This window comes from Arthrobacter sp. YC-RL1 (genome assembly GCF_001454985.1).
In the GTDB taxonomy this organism is placed as follows: Bacteria; Actinomycetota; Actinomycetes; order Actinomycetales; family Micrococcaceae; genus Glutamicibacter; species Glutamicibacter soli.
Map to the genome: position 1 here is coordinate 1,090,852 of NZ_CP013297.1, position 18,777 is coordinate 1,109,628.

16 protein-coding genes are annotated in these 18,777 nt (G+C 65.0%); 6 read left to right on the forward strand and 10 right to left on the reverse strand.

The genetic code is table 11. From position 1 onward, the window contains the following. Positions 1-73: 73 nt before the first annotated feature. The 3 genes from ATC04_RS05050 to ATC04_RS05060 are packed head-to-tail and all read right to left on the reverse strand — an operon-like array spanning position 74 to position 1,810. Positions 74-400: a hypothetical protein gene (locus tag ATC04_RS05050; RefSeq protein ID WP_047119856.1), complete on the reverse strand. Its 327-nt coding sequence runs from the start codon at positions 398-400 to the stop codon at positions 74-76. Positions 401-404: 4 nt separating this feature from the next. After that, positions 405-785 (reverse strand): sterol carrier family protein, encoded by a 381-nt coding sequence (locus ATC04_RS05055; RefSeq protein ID WP_047119855.1) that lies wholly within the window; start codon positions 783-785, stop codon positions 405-407. 41 nt (positions 786-826) lie between these two features. Next, entirely contained in the window at positions 827-1,810 is a 984-nt protein-coding gene (locus tag ATC04_RS05060) for an asparaginase (RefSeq protein ID WP_082123961.1), read from the reverse strand. Between the two features lie 98 nt (positions 1,811-1,908). Here ATC04_RS05060 and purD point away from each other — a divergent pair, with 98 nt between their 5' ends. Beyond that, positions 1,909-3,195, forward strand: coding sequence for a phosphoribosylamine--glycine ligase (purD, locus tag ATC04_RS05065; protein WP_047119854.1), 1,287 nt, complete (start codon positions 1,909-1,911; stop codon positions 3,193-3,195). A gap of 14 nt (positions 3,196-3,209) precedes the next feature. Then, positions 3,210-4,115 carry a phosphoribosylaminoimidazolesuccinocarboxamide synthase gene (locus ATC04_RS05070; protein WP_047119853.1) on the forward strand — a complete coding sequence of 302 codons (906 nt, stop codon included), beginning with the start codon at positions 3,210-3,212 and terminating at the stop codon, positions 4,113-4,115. An 83-nt stretch (positions 4,116-4,198) separates the two neighbouring features. On the opposite strand, the gene ATC04_RS05075 is transcribed toward ATC04_RS05070, so the two are convergent. The 4 genes from ATC04_RS05075 to ATC04_RS05090 form a co-directional block, all read right to left on the reverse strand. Next, positions 4,199-6,007 carry an ABC transporter ATP-binding protein gene (locus ATC04_RS05075; RefSeq protein ID WP_047119852.1) on the reverse strand — a complete coding sequence of 603 codons (1,809 nt, stop codon included), beginning with the start codon at positions 6,005-6,007 and terminating at the stop codon, positions 4,199-4,201. Beyond that, entirely contained in the window at positions 6,004-7,827 is a 1,824-nt protein-coding gene (locus tag ATC04_RS05080) for an ABC transporter ATP-binding protein (RefSeq protein WP_231735912.1), read from the reverse strand. Before ATC04_RS05080 ends, ATC04_RS05075 begins: the two co-directional genes overlap by 4 nt. 173 nt (positions 7,828-8,000) lie before the next feature. After that, a complete protein-coding gene (locus ATC04_RS05085) occupies positions 8,001-8,954 on the reverse strand; it encodes a metallophosphoesterase (RefSeq protein WP_047119850.1) in 954 nt (317 codons plus the stop codon). 113 nt (positions 8,955-9,067) lie between these two features. After that, positions 9,068-11,272, reverse strand: a complete 2,205-nt coding sequence (locus ATC04_RS05090; protein WP_231735913.1) for a transglycosylase domain-containing protein — start codon at positions 11,270-11,272, stop codon at positions 9,068-9,070. 339 nt (positions 11,273-11,611) lie between these two features. Between ATC04_RS05090 and ATC04_RS05095 the strand changes: the two genes are divergently transcribed. Beyond that, a complete protein-coding gene (locus tag ATC04_RS05095) occupies positions 11,612-12,088 on the forward strand; it encodes a RidA family protein (RefSeq protein ID WP_047119848.1) in 477 nt (158 codons plus the stop codon). Between the two features lie 61 nt (positions 12,089-12,149). Beyond that, positions 12,150-13,064, forward strand: coding sequence for an NUDIX hydrolase (locus ATC04_RS05100; protein ID WP_047119847.1), 915 nt, complete (start codon positions 12,150-12,152; stop codon positions 13,062-13,064). Positions 13,065-13,150: 86 nt separating this feature from the next. On the opposite strand, the gene ATC04_RS05105 is transcribed toward ATC04_RS05100, so the two are convergent. Next, positions 13,151-13,828 carry a Crp/Fnr family transcriptional regulator gene (locus tag ATC04_RS05105; RefSeq protein ID WP_047119846.1) on the reverse strand — a complete coding sequence of 226 codons (678 nt, stop codon included), beginning with the start codon at positions 13,826-13,828 and terminating at the stop codon, positions 13,151-13,153. Between the two features lie 204 nt (positions 13,829-14,032). Here ATC04_RS05105 and ATC04_RS05110 point away from each other — a divergent pair, with 204 nt between their 5' ends. Next, positions 14,033-15,223 (forward strand): MarP family serine protease, encoded by a 1,191-nt coding sequence (locus tag ATC04_RS05110; protein WP_047119845.1) that lies wholly within the window; start codon positions 14,033-14,035, stop codon positions 15,221-15,223. 36 nt (positions 15,224-15,259) lie between these two features. Here the strand turns inward: ATC04_RS05110 and aroQ are convergent, their stop codons facing one another. Further along, positions 15,260-15,712, reverse strand: coding sequence for a type II 3-dehydroquinate dehydratase (aroQ, locus tag ATC04_RS05115; protein ID WP_047119844.1), 453 nt, complete (start codon positions 15,710-15,712; stop codon positions 15,260-15,262). A 168-nt stretch (positions 15,713-15,880) separates the two neighbouring features. On the opposite strand from aroQ, the gene ATC04_RS05120 reads away from it, so the two are divergent. Further along, positions 15,881-16,519, forward strand: coding sequence for a hypothetical protein (locus ATC04_RS05120; protein ID WP_047119843.1), 639 nt, complete (start codon positions 15,881-15,883; stop codon positions 16,517-16,519). A gap of 97 nt (positions 16,520-16,616) precedes the next feature. Here ATC04_RS05120 and acs read toward each other — a convergent pair whose 3' ends face one another. After that, a complete protein-coding gene (gene acs / locus ATC04_RS05125) occupies positions 16,617-18,593 on the reverse strand; it encodes an acetate--CoA ligase (protein ID WP_152666881.1) in 1,977 nt (658 codons plus the stop codon). Positions 18,594-18,777: the final 184 nt, after the last annotated feature.

Consider the following 18,777-nt stretch of genomic DNA (forward strand, 5'->3'; position numbering starts at 1 on the left):
ACACCGACCAAATATGTGGTGGGTGGCGGCCAGGTGCGCGGCCGCCTGCCTTCCTGGGAAGGGGAAGGGAGCCCTAGCCTTGTGGTCCGCTGGAGTCGGTGTCCTCGGCCAGGGGAACCGCCAGATGATTGCTGGATTTGCGCATGGTCACGCGATCAACGATCACGTAGACCACGGCGCCGATACCGACGCCCAAGCCGCCGCAGAACATGGCAAAGAACCCGGAGGCCGATGCACGTGAATATTCCTCGGACGGCTCCCCAACCAGGCCGACAATCAGTCCAACCAACGCGCCTATGACGAGGAACGTCAAGACGAAAGGCCAGAACTTCGGTGATGCGTGAACCTGGACTTCGATGGGCTGATCGGCAGACGACGGGGTGGCGGGGTGTTGCTCCATACCTTTAAGGGTACTCAATCAGGGGAAGATGTGCCGACAAGTCTGCCCTAAGTCCAGAGGCGTGCAATTGCCCACTTTGCAGGGCCTGCGCCCAGACGAGCTTCCCTGTTGCCAGGCGAAGCCATAGATCGGCTGGCATTTCGACCACATTCGGAGGGGTCCCGCGGGTGTGCCGGGGCCCGGGTATGCACTGAGTCACACCGAAGGGCGGCACCCTGACTTCCACCGAGTTGCCCTCGGCCCGCGAGGCGAGCTCCTCTAGGGTGAAACGCACCGCGGTGGCCAGCACCGGGCGGGGCAAGGAAGCTTCGGCTTGCAACGAGTTAACCCATTCCCTGAGCGCGGAGCGCCCGTCGGTGTCGTTGATGCGCCGTTTGATGGCCATGTGCCAGGCCCCTTCGCTTGATGACGGTGAGGCGTCATGATTCAGTTTCCGGAGAAATCCCTACCCGCCAACTCTAGTCCAGCCGCGCGCGCCCCGGGTGTCGAGGCGGCCGGCGCCAGCGCTGCGCGAAGCTGCCGGTGCTCCTCCTTGCCCAGTGCTCCGGCGGAGGCCAGCAGGTCCAGTGCCAGCAGGTCGGTGCCGCGCGAGGAACCGTCGAGCATTTTCAGCGCCACGCTGTATCCGCCCGGGGTTCCCATGGCCAGCACGCCCTCGGCGCCGAGCTTGGCGATGATGCCGGTGCGCTCGATCACCAGGGTGTTGGCCGACCCTTCGCCGCGGATGGCCCACGGATTCTCGCGGATTGACTGCACCACCTGCTCGGCCTGGGGGTCCGTGGAAGAAACGAGCCGGCCGAATCCCCGGGCCAGGGACAACAGCGACATTTGCGGGGCCGGAGCGCCGCAGCCGTCGATCCCGACGAAGCTGATCGGTCCGCAGAATTCCTCCATGGCATCCAGCGCCGCGCGCTGCACCGGGTGGCCGGGGGAGAGATATGAGCCGGTTGGTTCGCCGGCGTGAACCGCGGCATTCAGGAAGGCAGCATGCTTGCCCGAGCAGTTGAATGCCAGCCTGCCAGGCCTCAGGCCTTGGCGATTCATTGCATCCCGGGTCGCGGAGTCGCCCGGCCAGGAACTGGGGCAGTGCAGGTCGGTTGTGCCCAGCCCCGCGGCTTCCAGCGTCTGCTCGGCGATGCGCTGGTGCCGGAAGGTGCCCAGGTGGCTGGCGCAGGCTAAAGCGGTACCCTGGGATGAGAGTTGCGCGCCGGCGCGCAGCGAGCCGATGGCCTGGAAGGGCTTGAGCGCGGAGCGCGGGAAGATCCGTGCCTGCGGCTTGCCCAGCACGGCCGCCACCTGCCCGGAGGGGTCCAGCACCACGGCTACCCCGAGATGGCGGGATTCAACCACTTTATTGCGGGTGATGCGCACCAGTTCGGCGCAGTCGGACAACTCAAGGCCAAGTTCCATGCCTGCCAGTCTAGGCCCTGGACCCGCCACTGGGGATGTGTGGCATCGCGCGGTCACACACGCCTGGGGGAGCGGGGATCTCCGGTAAACTTTGGCATGTGAAGGTACTGGTTATTGGCCCAGGCGGCCGCGAACATGCAATTGTCCGAGCACTGAGTGCAGACCCCTACGTCAACGAGGTCCATTGCGCGCCCGGCAACGCCGGCATGGCGCAGGACGTCACCACCCACGCGATCGACGCCCAGGATCCGGCAGCAGTGCTCGCCCTGGCCCGCGAACTGGCCAGCGACCTGGTGGTAGTCGGCCCGGAAGCCCCGCTGGCAGCCGGTGTGGCCGACGCGCTGATCGCCGCGGGCATCCCGGTCTTCGGTCCGACCAAGGCCGCGGCGCAGCTGGAAGCTTCCAAGGCCTTCGCCAAGGACGTCATGGCCGCCGCCCAGGTGCCGACCGCCATGGCGCACGTCGCCACGAACACCGATGAAGCCGCCCGCGCGCTGGACGAGTTCGGTGCGCCCTACGTCGTCAAGGACGACGGGCTGGCGGCCGGCAAGGGCGTGGTGGTCACCTCCGACCGCGCCGAAGCGCTGGCCCACGCCGAGGCCTGCTTCGCGGCCGGCGGCACCGTGGTCATCGAGGAGTTCCTGGACGGCCCGGAAGTGTCCCTGTTCGTCATCTGCGACGGGCTGCACGCGGTGCCGCTGTCTCCGGCCCAGGACTTCAAGCGCATCTTCGACAATGACGAAGGTCCGAACACCGGTGGCATGGGCGCGTACTCGCCGCTCGAATGGCTGCCGGAAGGCTTCGTGGACGAGGTCATGGAACGCGTGGCCTACCCGACCCTGCGCGAGATGGAAAAGCGCGGCACCCCGTTCACCGGCGTGCTCTACTGCGGCCTGGCCATCACCAAGCGCGGCATCCGCGTCATCGAGTTCAACGCCCGCTTCGGCGACCCGGAGACCCAGGCAGTGCTGGCCCGCCTGAAGACCCCGCTGGGCGGCGTACTGCTGGCCGCGGCCCGAGGCAAGCTGGATGACACCGAGCAGCTGGTGTGGTCCAAGCAGACCGCGGTGGACGTGGTCATCGCCGCGGAGAACTACCCGGACACCCCGGTCAAGGGTGCGGTAATCGCCGGCCTGGACGCGGCCAACGCCATCGACAACGTGCATGTCATGCACGCAGGCACCGCCAGCGACGAGCAGGGCAACATCACCGTGGCCGGCGGCCGCGTGCTGGCGGTGGTCGGCCTGGGCGAAGACCTGTCGGCGGCCCGTGCGGCGGCGTATGCCGGCGTGGCGGAAATCAGCTGGCCCGGTGCCCAGTCGCGCAGCGACATCGCACTGAAGGCAGAACGCGGCGAGATCGTCGTGGCAAACGAAAGCAAGTAGAGGACTACAGATTCATGGCAGGATTCCAGACCGACGTGCTCGCCCTTGAGGGTTGGGACCACTTCTACTCGGGCAAGGTGCGCGACCTCTACGTTCCGGCGGGCGTCAGCTTCCAGGACACCGACCGCGTGCTGGTGGTGGCCTCCGACCGCATCAGCGCCTACGATTTCGTGCTGACCAGCGAAATCCCGGACAAGGGCAAGGTGCTCACGCAGCTGAGCCTGTGGTGGTTCGAGCAGCTGGGCGACTTCGCCAACCACGTGATCTCCACCGAGGTCCCGGCCGAGGTGGCGGGGCGCGCAATGGTCTGCAAGAAGCTGGAGATGTACCCGATCGAGTGCATCGCCCGCGGCTACCTGACCGGTTCCGGCCTGGCTGAGTACAAGGTGTCCTCGACCGTCTGCGAGCTGCCGCTACCGGCAGGCCTGGTGGATGGCTCGCGCCTTGAGCCGGCGCTGTTCACCCCCTCGGCCAAGGCCGAAGTGGGCGAGCATGACGAGAACATCTCGTTCGAGCAGACCGTGGACCGCGTAGGCACCCAGGTGGCCGAGGCGCTGCGCGAGAAGACCGTGGCGCTCTACGAGCAGGCCGAGAAGATCGCGCGCGAGCGCGGCATCATCCTGGCCGACACCAAGGTAGAGTTCGGCGCGGATCCGGCCACCGGCCAGATCACCTTGGGCGACGAGGTGCTGACCCCGGATTCCTCGCGCTTCTGGGACGCGCAGTCCTACGCGCCGGGCCAGGCCCAGGCAAGCTTCGACAAGCAGTTCGTCCGCGACTGGCTGACCTCGCAGGCTTCGGGCTGGGACAAGACCTCGGGCCAGCAGCCTCCGGCGCTTCCCGCTGAAATCATCGAGAAGACCCGCGCGCGCTACATCGAGGCGTACGAGCGGCTGACCGGGCGCACCTTCACCGCCTAGTTTGCCCAGACGCCTACCAAGAGAACCCCGCACACTTCGGTGTGCGGGGTTCTCCCATTCCAGCGGGCCTTCGTTGCGTCTTGCTATACCAGCGAGTCCAGCCAGGCCTTGTGCAGGACCGCGAAGCGGCCCTCGGCGGCGATCAGTTCCTCCGGGCTGCCGTCCTCCACGATCTTTCCGTCGTGCACCACCAGCACCCGGTCGGCGATCTGCACGGTGGACAGCCGGTGGGCGATGATCAGCGCCGTGCGGTTGCCCAGCAGGGTCTGCAGACCATGCTGCACCGCGCGTTCGGAGGGGATGTCCAGCGAGCTGGTGGCCTCGTCGAGGATCAGCACCGCCGGGTCGGCCAGGAACGCCCGGGCGAAGGAGAGCAGCTGCCGCTGTCCGGCCGAGACGCGGCCGCCGCGCTTGTTCACGTCGGTGTCGTAGCCGTCGGGCAGGTCCAGGATGAACTCGTGCGCTCCCACGGCCCGCGCCGCGTCGTGGATTTCCTCCAGCGAAGCGCCCGGACGCCCCAGCGCGATGTTCTCAGCCACGGTGCCGGAGAACAAGAACGCCTCCTGGGTCACCATCACCACATGCCGGCGCAGCTCCTCGTTGGACAGCTCGCTGATCGGCACCGAATCCAGCTCCAGGCTGCCGGAGCGCAAGTCGTAGAAGCGGGCGATCAGCTTGGCCAGCGTCGACTTGCCGGCACCGGTCTGTCCGACCACTGCCACGGTCTGCCCGGCTTCGATCGCCAGATCGAAGCGGTCCATGACCACCGGCCCGTCGCCGTAGCCGAACACCGCGTCCCGGAAGACCAGTTCGCCGCGGACGCGTTCGATGCTGCGAGGGGAGCGCGGCTCGCGAACCGTGGGCTCCTCTTCGAGCAGGCCGGAGACCTTCTCCAGAGCCGCGGTGGCGGACTGCAGCGAGGAGTAGAACATGGCGATCTCGTCCATGGGCTGGAAGACGCGCTTGGCGGCCAGCAGGATCGCGACCAAGACGCCCACGGCCAAGGTTCCGTCGATGATGCGGAATCCTCCATAGGCAAGCAGCGCGGCAACCGTCAGGTTGCCGATCAGCACCAGCCCCGGCTGCAGCACGCCGAAGAGGTTGAAGGAACGCACGTTGTTGTCCCGGTACGCCCCGGCGATATCCGCGTAGTTCGCGTCGTTGGCGCGTTCGCGGCGGAAGGCCTTGACCGCGCGGATGCCGGTCATGGTTTCCACGAAGGTGGAGATCACCTTGGCGGAGACCACGCGGGATTCGCGGTAGAGCACCTCGGAGCGGCTCTGGTACCAGTGGAACAGGATGGCCACCGGCACCGCCGCGATGCAGACCACCACGCCCGAGCGCCAGTCCAGCGCGAAGATGGAGATCAGCGTGAAGATGATGAACACGCAGGAGGAGGCCAGCTCGGAGACACCCTGGTCCAGCAGCTCGCGCAGGGTCTCCAGGTCGGAGGTCTGGCGGGAGATGATGCGCCCTGAGGTGTAGCTCTCGTGGAATTCCAGGCTCAGGCGCTGGGTGTGGCGGAAGACCTTCTGGCGCAGGTCCAGCAGCATGGCCTGGGAGATCCTCGCGGCGCACTTGATGTACCAGGACAGCAGCACGCCGGCCAGGATGGCGCAGAGGATATAGGCCCCGCCGGTGACCCCCAGCGAGGCCCAGTTGCCCTGGCGCACCTGCGGTAGCGTCCAGTCGATGGCCAGCGCGATGAGCACCGGCAGCAGCACGCGGGCCGCATTGGTGAACAGCACCAGCACGATGGTCAGGATGAATAGCTTCTTCTGCGGCAGCGCCAGCGTGGCGAGCAGGCGGAAGGAACGCCGGCGCACGTCCTTGCGCTCGGCGCCCGTGAGCTTGACGGCGTCTTCGTTGGCGACGCCCAGGGGCCTGCTCATCGGACGACCTCCGATCGGATCTCGGGCTTGTTCTCGTCCAGGCTGGCGATGACGTAGCGGTAGTGTTCGTTGGTGCTCAGCAGGTTCGCGTGGCTTCCCACCGCGTCGATGCGCCCGTCGCGCAGCAGCGCCACGCGGTCGGCCAGCATCACGGTGGAGGGACGGTGCGCCACCACCAGCGTGGTGGTTCCGGACAGGACGCTGCGCAGCCGTGCGGTGACAGCTTCCTCGGTGCGTACATCCAGCGCCGAGAGCGGGTCGTCGAGTACCAGCACCCGCGGGCGGGCCGCGATGGCGCGGGCCAGGGCGATGCGCTGGCGCTGCCCGCCGGAAAGGGACAGGCCCTCCTCGCCGATCAGCGTGTCCACCCCGTCGGCCAGCTGGTAGGCGAACTGCGCCTGCGCGACATCCAGGGCTTCGGCCAGCAGCGCTTCGCGCTGTTCGGCCGTCAGGTCGCCGGGCGCGCCCATGAGCACGTTGTCCCGGATGGTGGTGGAGAACAGCGTGGTGTCCTCGAAGGCCACCGCGACCTCGGTACGCAGCTCGTCAAGGTCCCAGTCGCGCACGTCGACCCCGTGCACTTTCACCGTGCCGGCGGTCGCGTCGCGCAGCCGGGGGACAAGGTTCAGCAGCGTGGACTTGCCCGAGCCGGTGATGCCCACCAGCGCCATGGTTTCCCCGGGGCGGATCTCGAGGTTGATCTCCGCCAGAATCGGACGGGCGCGGCCCGCGTCGTCTGGGTAGGCGAAGCGGACGTGCTCCAGCTGCACCGCACCGGAGTATTGCGCCGGCCGCACCGGCGCTTCAGGGGAATTGATGTCGTTGACCGAATCCATGACCTCGAAATGACGTTCCAGGGCCGTTTTGGTGCTCAGCGTCATGCCCAGCAGCATGCCCATGGCTTCCACCGGAATGGCGATGACCGCGGCGATGGCAAAGAAGGCGACCAGCGAGCCCACGCTCAGCGTGCCGGCGGCCACCTGGGCGATGCCGATGATCAGCCCGATGCCGAGAATGGTTTCCGGGATGGCGACCACGGTGAGCAGGAAGCTGGCCAGCGTCCTGGCTTTGGACAGCTCGGTTTCCTGCAGCGACTTGGCCTGCTCGTTGAATCCCTCGTAGATGTCGCCCCCGCGGCCGAAGGCCTTGATCACGCGGATGCCGTGCACGGATTCCTCCACGGCGGTGGCCAGGTCGCCGGCCTGGTCCTGGCTGAGCCTGCTGGCGGCGCGGAAGTCGTTGCGGAAGCGGTAGGCCTTGATGGCGATCGGGATGGAACCGAGCAGGAACAGCAGGCCAAGGATCCAGGAGTGGGTGAACATCAGCACCAGGCCGGTGATCACGGTGACGGTGTCCACGATCAGCATCATGGCGCCGAAGGCGATCCAGCGGCGCAGCAGCGACAGGTCCGACATGCTGCGCGAGAGCAGCTGCCCGGAGCCCCAGCGTTCGTGGAAGGCGACCGGCAGGCGCTGCAGGTGCTGGTAGAAGCCCACACGCATGTTCATTTCAACGCCTGCGGCGGGGTTGAGCACGAACTGGCGGCGCAGGAAGATCAGCAGCGCTTCGACGAAGCCGAGCAGGGTGATGATGCCGACGGCAAACCAGACCTGCCCGGAGGCGCCGTCGACCGCGAGGACGTCGTTGACCAGCTTGGCCAGGACCTGCGGAATGGCCAGCGCCACGATACCCGCGCCCAGCGCGCAAAAGAATCCGCCGACGAGCCGGGGCAGTACCGGTTTGACGAAGGGTGCGAGTCTTTTCAATGTTTTTGACAGCGGAACGACCTCGGCGGTTCCACCGTTCTTGCCCTGCGCCACGATTCCCCGCATTCACCCAGATTTTCGACAGAGCTACAGACTACAGTCACTAGTTGGGAGAATTCAATCATTCACGGGATTGAGAAGTGAATGTTTCACATAGGACGAAAAAATGGCTTCGCGCCTGTCGCGCAACAATGCGGCAGGCACGAAGCCATCAGGATTAGAGGAGGTCAGTCTCGGGCGGTCAGCGTTACCAGCACGGCTTCCGGCGGGCAGGCGATGCGGATCGGGGCGAAGCGGGAATGCCCCAGGCCGGCCGAGACATTCAACGGCACGCTATTGCCTGCGTGCTCCCAGTAGGTCAGGCCGCGGGCGCGCCAGGTCGGCAGGTCGCAGTTGGACACCAGAGCCCCATAGCCCGGGATGCAGACCTGGCCGCCATGGGTGTGGCCGGCGAAGATGACGTCGGCGTTTGCCGCGGTGAACTGGTCCAAGACCCGCTGGTACGGGGCGTGGGTCAGGGCGATGCGAACATGCGGCGCCTCGTTGCTGGTGGAGGAGCCGCGGGTCCAGCCGGCGAAATGGTCGCGCGCGATGTGCGGGTCGTCCACGCCGGTCAGGTCCAGACGGATGCCCTTCAGCACGGTCGAGTAGGCCTGGTTGGACATGTTGATCCATCCGGCCGCTCCGAAAGCCCGGTGCATCTTCTCGAAGGGCAACGCGTCGCGTTCCGAAGGGTTCGGGGTGCCGGTGTGCCGGATCAGGTAGCGCAGCGGGTTCTTCGGCCGGGGAGCGAAATAGCAGTTGGAGCCTGGAACGAAGGCGCCGGGCACATGCATCAGCGGCTCCAGCGCGTGCAGCAGGTCGGGCACGCCGTCCAGGTGGCTGAGGTTGTCGCCGGTGTTGATGATGTAATCGGGGTTCAGCCTGGCAAGGTTCCGGATCCATCGGGTCTTCAGGTGCTGTCCAGGAATCATGTGGATGTCGGACAGATGCAGGATGCGGATGTCGGCGGAGCCTCGGGGGAGCACCTTCAAGGTCTCGCGGCGGACCCCGAACTTCTGGGTCTCGTACATGCCGTAACCGATGAGGGCTCCGCCTGCAGCCAGCGCTCCGGCGGCCAGCAGGGCCGCGGTGCCGGCAGCATGGCCCAATGCCGATGCAAAGTTTTTCTGTTCCGCCATGACCTGTCCGTCATCGTCCTTTCAATACGGCTTTCCACAAAGCCTTCAATAAGCCAATCTAAACCGAAGGGCCGCGTTCAACCAAAGTTGAACGCGGCCTTCTCAGCTACAAGCTAGTCATCAGATTTTGATTCTTTCTCGGAATCGGACTTGGATTCCTTGGACTCCGACTTGGACTCCTTCTTGGATTCCTTTTCATCCGACTTCGACTCCGAGCTCGATTCCTTCTTGGAATCGGACTTCGAGTCTTCCTTCGAATCAGACTTCGAGTCTTCCGTGGAATCCTCGGCAGGCTCCTTCTTCTTCACAACCGGGGCCTTGCGTGCCGAGCCGAGGGATTCGTGCGGGTAGTCGTAAACGGCTTCCTGCATGAAGTCCAGCCACAGCGGTGCGGCATAGGTCGAGGAGTCAACCATGGATGGTGCACGCTGGTCGTTGATCATGGCGCCGTGCATCAAGTTTTCCTCGCGGTCCTCGCCCTGGCCCTTCAGTCGGCCGACCCACGAAGCGGTGGAAATGCCGCTGGTGTAGCCGACGAACCAGGTGGAGGTCGCGCCGTTGTTCGTACCGGTCTTGCCGGCGATCGGGACGTCGATGCTTCCCTTGGCCACACGGGTCTTGGCGATCCGCGAAAGGGTGCCGTTCAGGTCGCTGACGTGCTGCTCCTCAACGGCTTGGCTGCAGGTGGTCTTCTTGACCTTGTACGAGTTGCCGTCGCGGTCGGTGACCGAGGTCAGTGCACGCGGTTCGCAGAACTCGCCCTTGTTGGCGAATGCCGCGAAGGCTGCGGCCTGGCTCAGCGGGGTGATCTTCTCGGAACCGATGATGAACGACGGGTTGGACGGGGTGAAGTCGGCCGGGGTGCCGTTCTCGCCCGCGTCCTGGGCTTTCACACCCAGCGCGTTGATGTAGTCGGTGATGTTGCACAGGTCGAGCTTGGCAGCTTCCTGCACGGTCGCGGAGTTGATCGACCAGTACAGGCCGTAGTCGACCTTCATCGAGCGGTAGAAGCCACGCGAAGCGTTCTTAGGTTCCCACGGGGCGCCGACGGTGGTGGTTCCTCCGGGAAGGCAGGATGCCTTGAACTTGTAACCAACAGGGAAAGTCTGCTTGCGGGCATTGATCGTGTCCCACATGTTGTGGCCTTCCTTGAGCCACGCGAGCGTGGTGTAAGGCTTCATGGTGGAACCGCCCTGGAAGCCGCCGGCGCCGCCGAGCGAACGTTCCACGGCGAAGTTGATCACGGTGTTTCCCAAGCCGCCGGATGGGTCGTACGTGGTGTTCTGCGCCATGGTCAGGATGTTGCCGGTTCCCGGCTCAACCGAAACGATCGAGGAGAAAACGTCCTTGTTCGACTTGGCCTTCGGATCGATGGCCTTGCGTGCGTCCTTGGCAGCCTTCTTGTTCAGCTTGCTGTTCAGCGTGGTCTTGATGGTCAAACCGCCGCGGTACAGCAGGTTTTCGCGGTCCTGCTTGGTCTCGCCGTAGGCGTCGTCGGTGAGGATCAAGTTGGTGACGTAGTCGCAGAAGTAGGCGTTGTCAGCCGCGGCGATGCAGCCCGAAGGGGAGCGGCTCGGATCCAGCTCCAGATCGCTCTTGACGGCCTTGTCGTATTCGGCCTTGGTGATCGCGCCGGCGCGCAGCATATTGCCCAGCACCTTGTTGCGGCGATCCAGCGAACGCTCCGGATTGTTGATCGGGTTGTAGACGTTGGGCAGCTGCACCATGCCGGCGAGCATTGCCGACTGCTGGAGGTTCAGGTCCTTGGCGTCAACGGAGTAGAAGTACTGTGCGGCAGCCTGCACCCCATACTCGCGGCCCGAGAACAGCACCAGATTCAGGTAGCCCTCGAGGATCTCGTCCTTGGACATTTCCTTCTCGATGGACACGGCGTACTTCAGCTCGCGGATCTTGTCCGCGTAGTCCTTCTGGCCGCTGATGGTGCTTTCCTCGGAACCTGTCAGTTCCTGGTTGTTCACCAGCAGGTTGTTCACGTACTGCTGGGTCAGGGTCGAAGCACCCGAGCGCGAGGAACCCGTGAGGTTGCCGACCACTGCACGGGCGATGCCCTGCGGGTCGATGCCCTTGTGCTCGTAGAAACGTTCGTCCTCCACCGAGACGATTGCCTTGCGCATGAAGGGCGAAATGTCATCAAGTTTCACCGGCTGGCGGTTCTGCTCGTAGAACTTCGCGATTTCCTTGCCCTCGGCATCCACGATCGTCGAAGGCTCCGAAATCGGGAGTGCCTCGAACGAGCTCGGAAGCGCGCTCACAATGTTGTTACCGGTGGTCAAGCCGGATTTTGCGATAGCTGCCACGGGCACAATCATGCCGGCGGCGAGCACACCACACAGAGCACTGATTCCGAAGAATGCGACGATTTTGCCCAGAGTGGTAGCTGTATCAAAAAAGGGTGACTTCTTAGCTGCCATACCCACTAGTTTACAAGGACACGCTAACGTATCGAGTATGACTAAATGGGAATACGCCACATTACCTCTGCTGATCCACGCGACGAAGCAGATTCTCGACCAGTGGGGAGACGACGGATGGGAACTGGTAACCGTTGTTCCAGGCCCTAACGGCACCTCTCCGGTGGCTTACCTCAAGCGCCCGAAGCAGTAATAACCAAACCTCGAAAAAAGGAGTAAAACCCCATGCAAGAAGCCACTTCCTCGCGTGTCGAAGCTCGCCTGTCCGAGCTTGGACTCACCCTTCCCGCCGTCGCCAAGCCGGTCGCCGCCTACCTGCCTGCCGTCACCACCGGCAACTACGTTTACACCTCAGGCCAGTTGCCGCTGATTAATGGTGAACTCTCAGCCGTGGGAAAGGTCGGCGCAGAGGTCTCCGCCGAGACTGCCAAGGCCATGGCCCAGACTGCGGCGTTGAACGCGTTGGCGGCCATCAAGGCCGAAATCGGTGATCTGGATCGCATCAAACGCATCGTGAAGGTTGTCGGCTTCGTGGCCTCGGCACCTGAGTTCACCGGCCAGCCGGGCGTCATCAACGGTGCCTCCGAGTTCTTCGGCGAGGTGCTCGGCGACGCAGGCCTGCATGCCCGTTCGGCTGTCGGCGTGGCAGTCCTGCCGTTGGATGCTCCGGTTGAGGTTGAGGTCATCGCGGAATTTGAGTAGTCCACGACGCGATTCCGTAGCGCGGTCCCGGCGGGCATTCCCGTCGGGACCGCGCCACGGCGTGGTGCGACGGCTCTTCGACGTGCCGCCGCATGAAGTCTCCGCGGCGGAAAACTGGTTCGCCTTCGGCACGCGCACCCCGCGCGCCGCCCGCAAGGCCTCCTCGGTGAGCCTGGTGCGCGACACCTCCCAGGGGGTGGAGACCTATCTGACCTACCGGCCCGGGGGATCCCCCCTTGGCAACGTGGCATTCCCCGGAGGCAGCCACGAAGCCAGCGATAGGGCCGCCTACAAGTGGTTCGGCCCGAGCTTGTCGCAGTGGTCCAAGCGCATGGACGTGCTGGACCAGCAACTGGTGCAGGCGCATATCGTCTGCGCCATTCGAGAACTTTTCGAGGAAACCGGCATCCTGTTGGCCGGCACCGACGAGCAGTCGGTGGTGGAAATGAGTGATCCCGAGGAATGGATGACCGCCCGGGAAACGATTGCGGGTCAGGACTTGGGCTTCGATGAATTCCTCAAACGACGCGGGCTGGGGCTGCGCACCGACCTGCTGCGCCCGGTGGCCCATTGGCTCAGCCCGAACTTCGCATTCAGGCGCTTCGACACCTGGTACTTCGCCGCGACCGTCCCGTTGCGGCAGGAGCCGACGCTGCTGCGCGGCAAGGGCAAATGGGGGCGCTGGTGCGTTGCCAGCCAGGTAGTGGCCAAACGCAACAGCAGCACGCTGGGGGACATGGTCGGCCAGCCGAACACCGTCGGCATGAGCCTGTCGCAGATCACCTACCCGGCGGTGGAAATCATGCTCGAACGAATGACCGATGCCAATGGCGTGGTGGCCTACCTGTCCCGGGTGCGCTCCTTCGACCTGCAGCATCCTGATCTTCTGGTGCGCGACGGCACCTACTATCTTGAGGTCATCGGAACGCAGAAGGCCGACTCGGCCAGCTCGTGGCAGGCCACGGCCGGCCACTGAGCCGGCGGTTGTGAGCCGGTGCGAAAACAGCGAGGGCCGAATACCTGTCACAGGTATTCGGCCCTCGCTGTTTTCGCTGGTGCGGCTTAGCGCGAACGCTGGCGCAGACGCTGGATATCCAGAATCACGACGGCGCGTGCTTCCAGACGCAGCCATCCGCGCTGCACGAACTCGGCCAGGGCCTTGTTCACGGTTTCGCGCGAGGCGCCGACAAGCTGTGCCAGCTCTTCCTGGGTCAGCTCGTGAGCGACCAGGATGCCGTCGGTGGCCGGGCGACCGAAGCGGTCAGCCAGATCCAACAGGGCCTTGGCCACACGGCCAGGAACGTCGGAGAACACCAGGTCGGCGAGGGACTCGTTGGTGCGACGCAGGCGGGCAGCCAGAGCCTGCAGCAGCTGGATCGAAACCTCAGGAGAGTTCAGGATCGCCTTGCGCATGTTCTCGTGGCTCAGACCGGCCAGTCGGGTTTCCGACACAGCGGTCGCCGTTGCGTTGCGTGGGTGTGGATCGAAAAGAGCCATTTCGCCGAACAGCTCGCCTGGGCCGAGAACGGCAATCAGGTTTTCGCGTCCGTCCGACGAAGTGCGGCCAAGCTTAATCTTGCCCGAGACGATGAAGTAGAGGCGGTCGCCCTGATCGCCTTCACGGAACACCGATGCACCACGGGACAGATCGACCTCGGTCAGTTCTTCGGTTAGCGTGGCGAATACTTCATCACCGAGCGACGCGAAAAGTGGCGCACGACGCAGTACCTCGATATCCATTAAATCTCCTGTCAACAGTAGTAGGCGCTTACTTCATTGTGCCGTATTCGGTAACAATGTGACAGTTTCCACACGTGGTTTACCCAAGAAAATGTTGAAAATCACGCAGTTTCGAACAAAACTCGCGAATATGCTCGCAGAAATCCATCAGCTTCTAAGGGTACCTTGGATTAATACCGTTTGGATGAATGAAGTGGAGTCTCGGTGCTCGAAGTTTTCGGCTGGCTGGACGCGGTCATTTGCGTTGTTCTGCTGACCTTTTTCATTATCGGGCTCCGCCGCGGCTTCCTCCTGACGGTCGGGGACATGCTCGGACTGGTCGTCGGCGGCGTGGCAGCCTTCTTCGCCATTCCGCTGGTTTCGACGCTGGCCAGCAACCCGTGGTGGAGGGTGGGCCTGATGGTCGCCACCGCCGCGGTGCTGATCATCATGGGGCAGGCCCTGGGCCGTTTCATCGCCACCAAGATCCGCCATTGGATGAACGTCGATTTCCTGCGTGCCGCGGACCGGCTGGCCGGTGGCGCGCTCTCGATCCTGATTACCGCCACCATCATCGGCGCACTGGCCTTCTCCGCCTCCAGCATGGGTATTCCGCGTCTGTCCGCCGAAATCGCCAAGTCGAAGATGATCGAAACGATCCGCGGCCTGACCCCGGACTTTGTCACCTCCGCCATTTCCACTGCCCGTTCCGCAGTGATGGCCCAGACAATTCCCGCGCTGATCGAGCCCTTCGCCCCGCCGGTCGCGCCGGTCGAGGACACCGATTGGAAGCCCAACGACCTGCAGCTGGCCTCGGCGAAGTCCGTGGCCAAGATCTCGGGCACCGCGGTTGAATGCGGCGTGAACCTGACCGGGTCCGGCTTCGTCATCGACGACGACCTGGTGATGACCAACGCCCACGTGGTCGCCGGCTTGAGCGCCGCCACCGTGGAAACCGGCAAGGGCCAGCTGAACCGCGGCAAGGTGGTGTACTTCGACCCGGAGGCGGATATCGCGCTGCTTTACGTGGAGGGGCTTGCCGCCGAGCCGATCGACCTGGCCACCGAGGACATGGTCCGCGGGAATTCAGCGGCATTCGTCGGGTATCCCGCCGGCGGCCCGCAGCAGGTGCGCGGCGCCGTGGTCGCTTCCAAGGCCACCGTGTCCATCGCGAACATCTATGGCGAAGACCCCTCGCAGCTGTCGGTCTACCAGCTCACCGCCGAGGTGGCCCAGGGCAACTCCGGCGGCCCGCTGCTGGATGAGTCCGGCGACGCCGTGGGGCTGATCTTCGCCAAGTCGCGCAGCGACGACGAGGTGGGCTTCGCCCTGAGCCTGGCGGAAATGCGCGAGGCGCTGAACGCCGGCGGGCATAGGACCACCTCGATCAAGACCGGCGCCTGCATCAGCGACTAGCGCCCGTGGCGGCAACCGCCCACGTGCCCTGCCGCGCTACTTGCCCAGCAGGTGGGCCATCTGCTCCACGGCCAGGCGGTAGCCGTTGACCCCGGCGCCGATGATGATGGAGCTGGCCACGGGGGAGATATACGAGTGGTGGCGGAACGCCTCTCGCTTGTGCACGTTCGAGATATGCACCTCGATGGCAGGCAGTTCCACGCCGCTGATGGCATCAGCCAGCGCAATCGAGGTATGGGTGAAGGCCCCTGGGTTGATCACGATTCCCGCAGCGGTGGTGCGCGCCTCGTGGATGGCGTCCAGCAGCACGCCCTCGTGGTTTGACTGCACCGCGGTGAGCTCGAAGCCCAGGGACTGCGCCGTGCTGCGGGCCAGGGCCTCGACATCGGCCAGCGTCTCGCGGCCGTAGATCTCGGGTTCGCGGGTGCCCAGCAGATTCAGGTTGGGTCCATTGAGCAGCAGGATGGTGCGTGAGGCGTTTTCAGTCATGAAGTCAATCTAGTACAGCCACGCACCCCGTCGACGTTCCATGACGAACTAATCCCTAGGCGAAGAACCCGTCGCGTCCCTGCCGTCACCTGGCCGTCCGGAATACCGGAACCTGTTTCCACTGGGTATATTCGATGGAGGAAAACAGGGAATCACCGGGAGGTTCGTGTGAACAGGAACGCCAAGCGCATTGTCGGCAACATTTCGGTCGGCGCGTTCCTGGCCGGGGTTCTCGCGATTCTGGCGGTGAACCACGTCGACCCTGACTTCCTGACAAATGATGCGGAGCTCACCGCCGAAGCCAACGCCGGCACCCCGATCGTCCAGGGCCCCATCGTGCCCCTGGAACTCCCCACTGCCAAGGCGACCACTCCGGCGCAGGTCGAGAACGCGCGCCAGATCGCTCTGGACATGGGGCGCTCGGAAGCGACCTGGGACAAGAACTGCGTCGCCTGGAATCCCGCCGAGTCCGGGGGAGCGCGGCAGCAGTGGGCCAATCGGGTGGCCGCGTCGTGGCTGGAGTCCGCGGGGGCAGGGTGCCCCGATGCCATGACCTGGCCGTATTACTATATTGAATCCTTCGACTCGACCGCGCCCGGGCAGCTGCGCATCACCATGGAGCAGGCAGTAGCCTCCGACCCGCAGATCTTCACCGGCGCTCCCGGAGACCTCGAATTCATCGCCGAGGAAGTCATCGACGCGACGCACCAGAAGTTCACTGACCTGGAGACGGTCCACGTGGTGGTCGAGGGCCACAGCTCCACGTCCTCGGTTGGTGTCGCTGGACGCCTAGAGTCCGCGCGCTAGAGCCTGCCGACGCGGGGCACGACACAGGCCGCCGCCCGGATGAGCTCCTCCTACTGGGAAGCACGTCCGGACGGCGGCCTGGTGCGCCGCGTGGCGGCTATTTCTTCATCGACTGCGCGATCTGTGACATGACGGTGTTGTCTGCCAGCGTGGTGGCGTCGCCGACCTCGCGGCCCTCGGCCACGTCCTTGAGCAGGCGGCGCATGATCTTGCCCGAGCGGGTCTTCGGCAGCTCGGGGACCACCAGCACGTGCTTCGGCTTGGCGATCGGCCCGATGTCCTTGCCCACGTGGTTGCGCAGGGTCGCCACGACATCCTCGCCCTCGGCCGGTTCGGCCTGCAGGATCACGAACGCGACAACTGCCTCGCCGGTGGTCTCGTCCTTCGCACCGACCACGGCGGCCTCGGCCACGTACGGGTGGGCGACCAGGGAGGACTCGATCTCGGTGGTGGACAGGCGGTGCCCCGAGACGTTCATGACGTCGTCCACGCGGCCCAGCAGCCAGATATCCCCATCGTCGTCCTTCTTCGCGCCGTCGCCGGCGAAGTACATGTTCTCGAAGCGGGACCAGTAGGTGTCCTTGTAGCGGTCCATGTCGCCCCAGATGCCGCGCAGCATCGCAGGCCACGGGTCGCGGATGACCAGGAAGCCGCCCTCGCCGTCGGCGACCGAGTTGCCGGCCTCATCGACCACGTCGATGCTGATGCCCGGCACGGCGACCTGGGCGGAGCCCGGCTTGGTCTTGGTGACGCCCGGCAGCGGCGCGATCATGTGGGCGCCGGTTTCGGTCTGCCACCAGGTGTCGACGATCGGGGTCGGGTTGTCCTTCTTCTCGCCGTTGGCGCCGTTGTTGGAGCCGATCACGTCGCGGTACCACATCCAGGCTTCCGGGTTGATCGGTTCGCCCACGGAGCCGAGCACCCGCAGGGAGGACAGGTCGTAGCCGTCCGGGATCTGCCGGCCCCACTTCATGAAGGTGCGGATGGCGGTCGGGGCGGTGTACAGGATGCTCACGCCGTACTTCTGCACGATCTCCCACCAGCGGCCCTGGTGCGGGGTGTCCGGGGTGCCTTCGTAGATGACCTGGGTGCCGCCGTTGACCAGCGGCGCGTAGGTGACGTAGGAGTGGCCGGTGACCCAGCCGATGTCGGCGGTGCACCAGTAGACGTCCGACTCCGGATGCAGGTCGAAGGTGTCGCGGTGGGTGACGGCGGTCTGGGTGAGGAAGCCGCCGGTGGTGTGCACGATGCCCTTGGGCTTGCCGGTGGTGCCGGAGGTGTACAGCACGAACAGCGGGTGCTCGGAATCGTGGCCCACGGCGGTGTGCTCGGTGCTGGCAGAATCCACCACATCGTGCCACCACGAATCCAGCGAGCCGAACTCGGTGGGCTCGCCGTTGCGCTTGACGACCACAACGTTCTGCACGGTGTGGCCAGGGGCGGACAGCGCCTCGTCGACCGCCGGCTTCAGCGGGCTCGGCTTGCCGCGGCGCCAGGTGCCGTCGGCGGTGACCACGAGCTTGGCGTCCGCGTCGTCGATGCGGCTGCGCAGCGCGTCGGCGGAGAAGCCGCCGAAGACCACCGAGTGGATGGCACCGATGCGGGCGCAGGCCAGCATGGTGATGACCGCTTCCGGGATCATCGGCAGGTAGACGGCCACGCGGTCGCCCTTTTCGATGCCCAGGGACTCGAAGGCGTTCGCGGCCTTCTTAACCTCGTCGGTCAGCTGCGCGTAGGTGTAGGTGCGGGTGTCGCCCGGCTCGCCCTCGAAGTAGATGGCCACGCGGTCGCCTAGGCCGTTCTCGACGTGGCGGTCCAGCGCGTTGTAGGCCGCGTTGACCTTGCCGCCGACAAACCACTTGGCGACCGGCGCTTCGGACCAGTCCAGGGTTTCGGTGAAGTCCGTGTCCCAGGTGAGGACCTGCCGCGCCTGGTCGGCCCAGTAGCCCAACCGGTCGGCCGCCGCGGCGTCATAGCGGGCCTGGGTGGCAACGGCGTTGTCGCTGAATTCCTTGCTCGGTGCGAATGACCGGGTTTCGTTCGACAGGTTATCCAAGGTCTTGGACTCGCTCACGGTAGGTTGGTCCTTCCAGTTAGACACGTTTAACTCTGTGATCAAAGTTACACGCTCCGGGGCCCTTGTGTGTGGTTTGTGTCACGGATTGGCGCGGGAGTGGGTGAATTCTGCGCCAAGCGGTCGAAGCGCGCGCTGAACTGCATGCCAGCCGTTGCGCGAATGCGCCGCAGAACCGGGAATG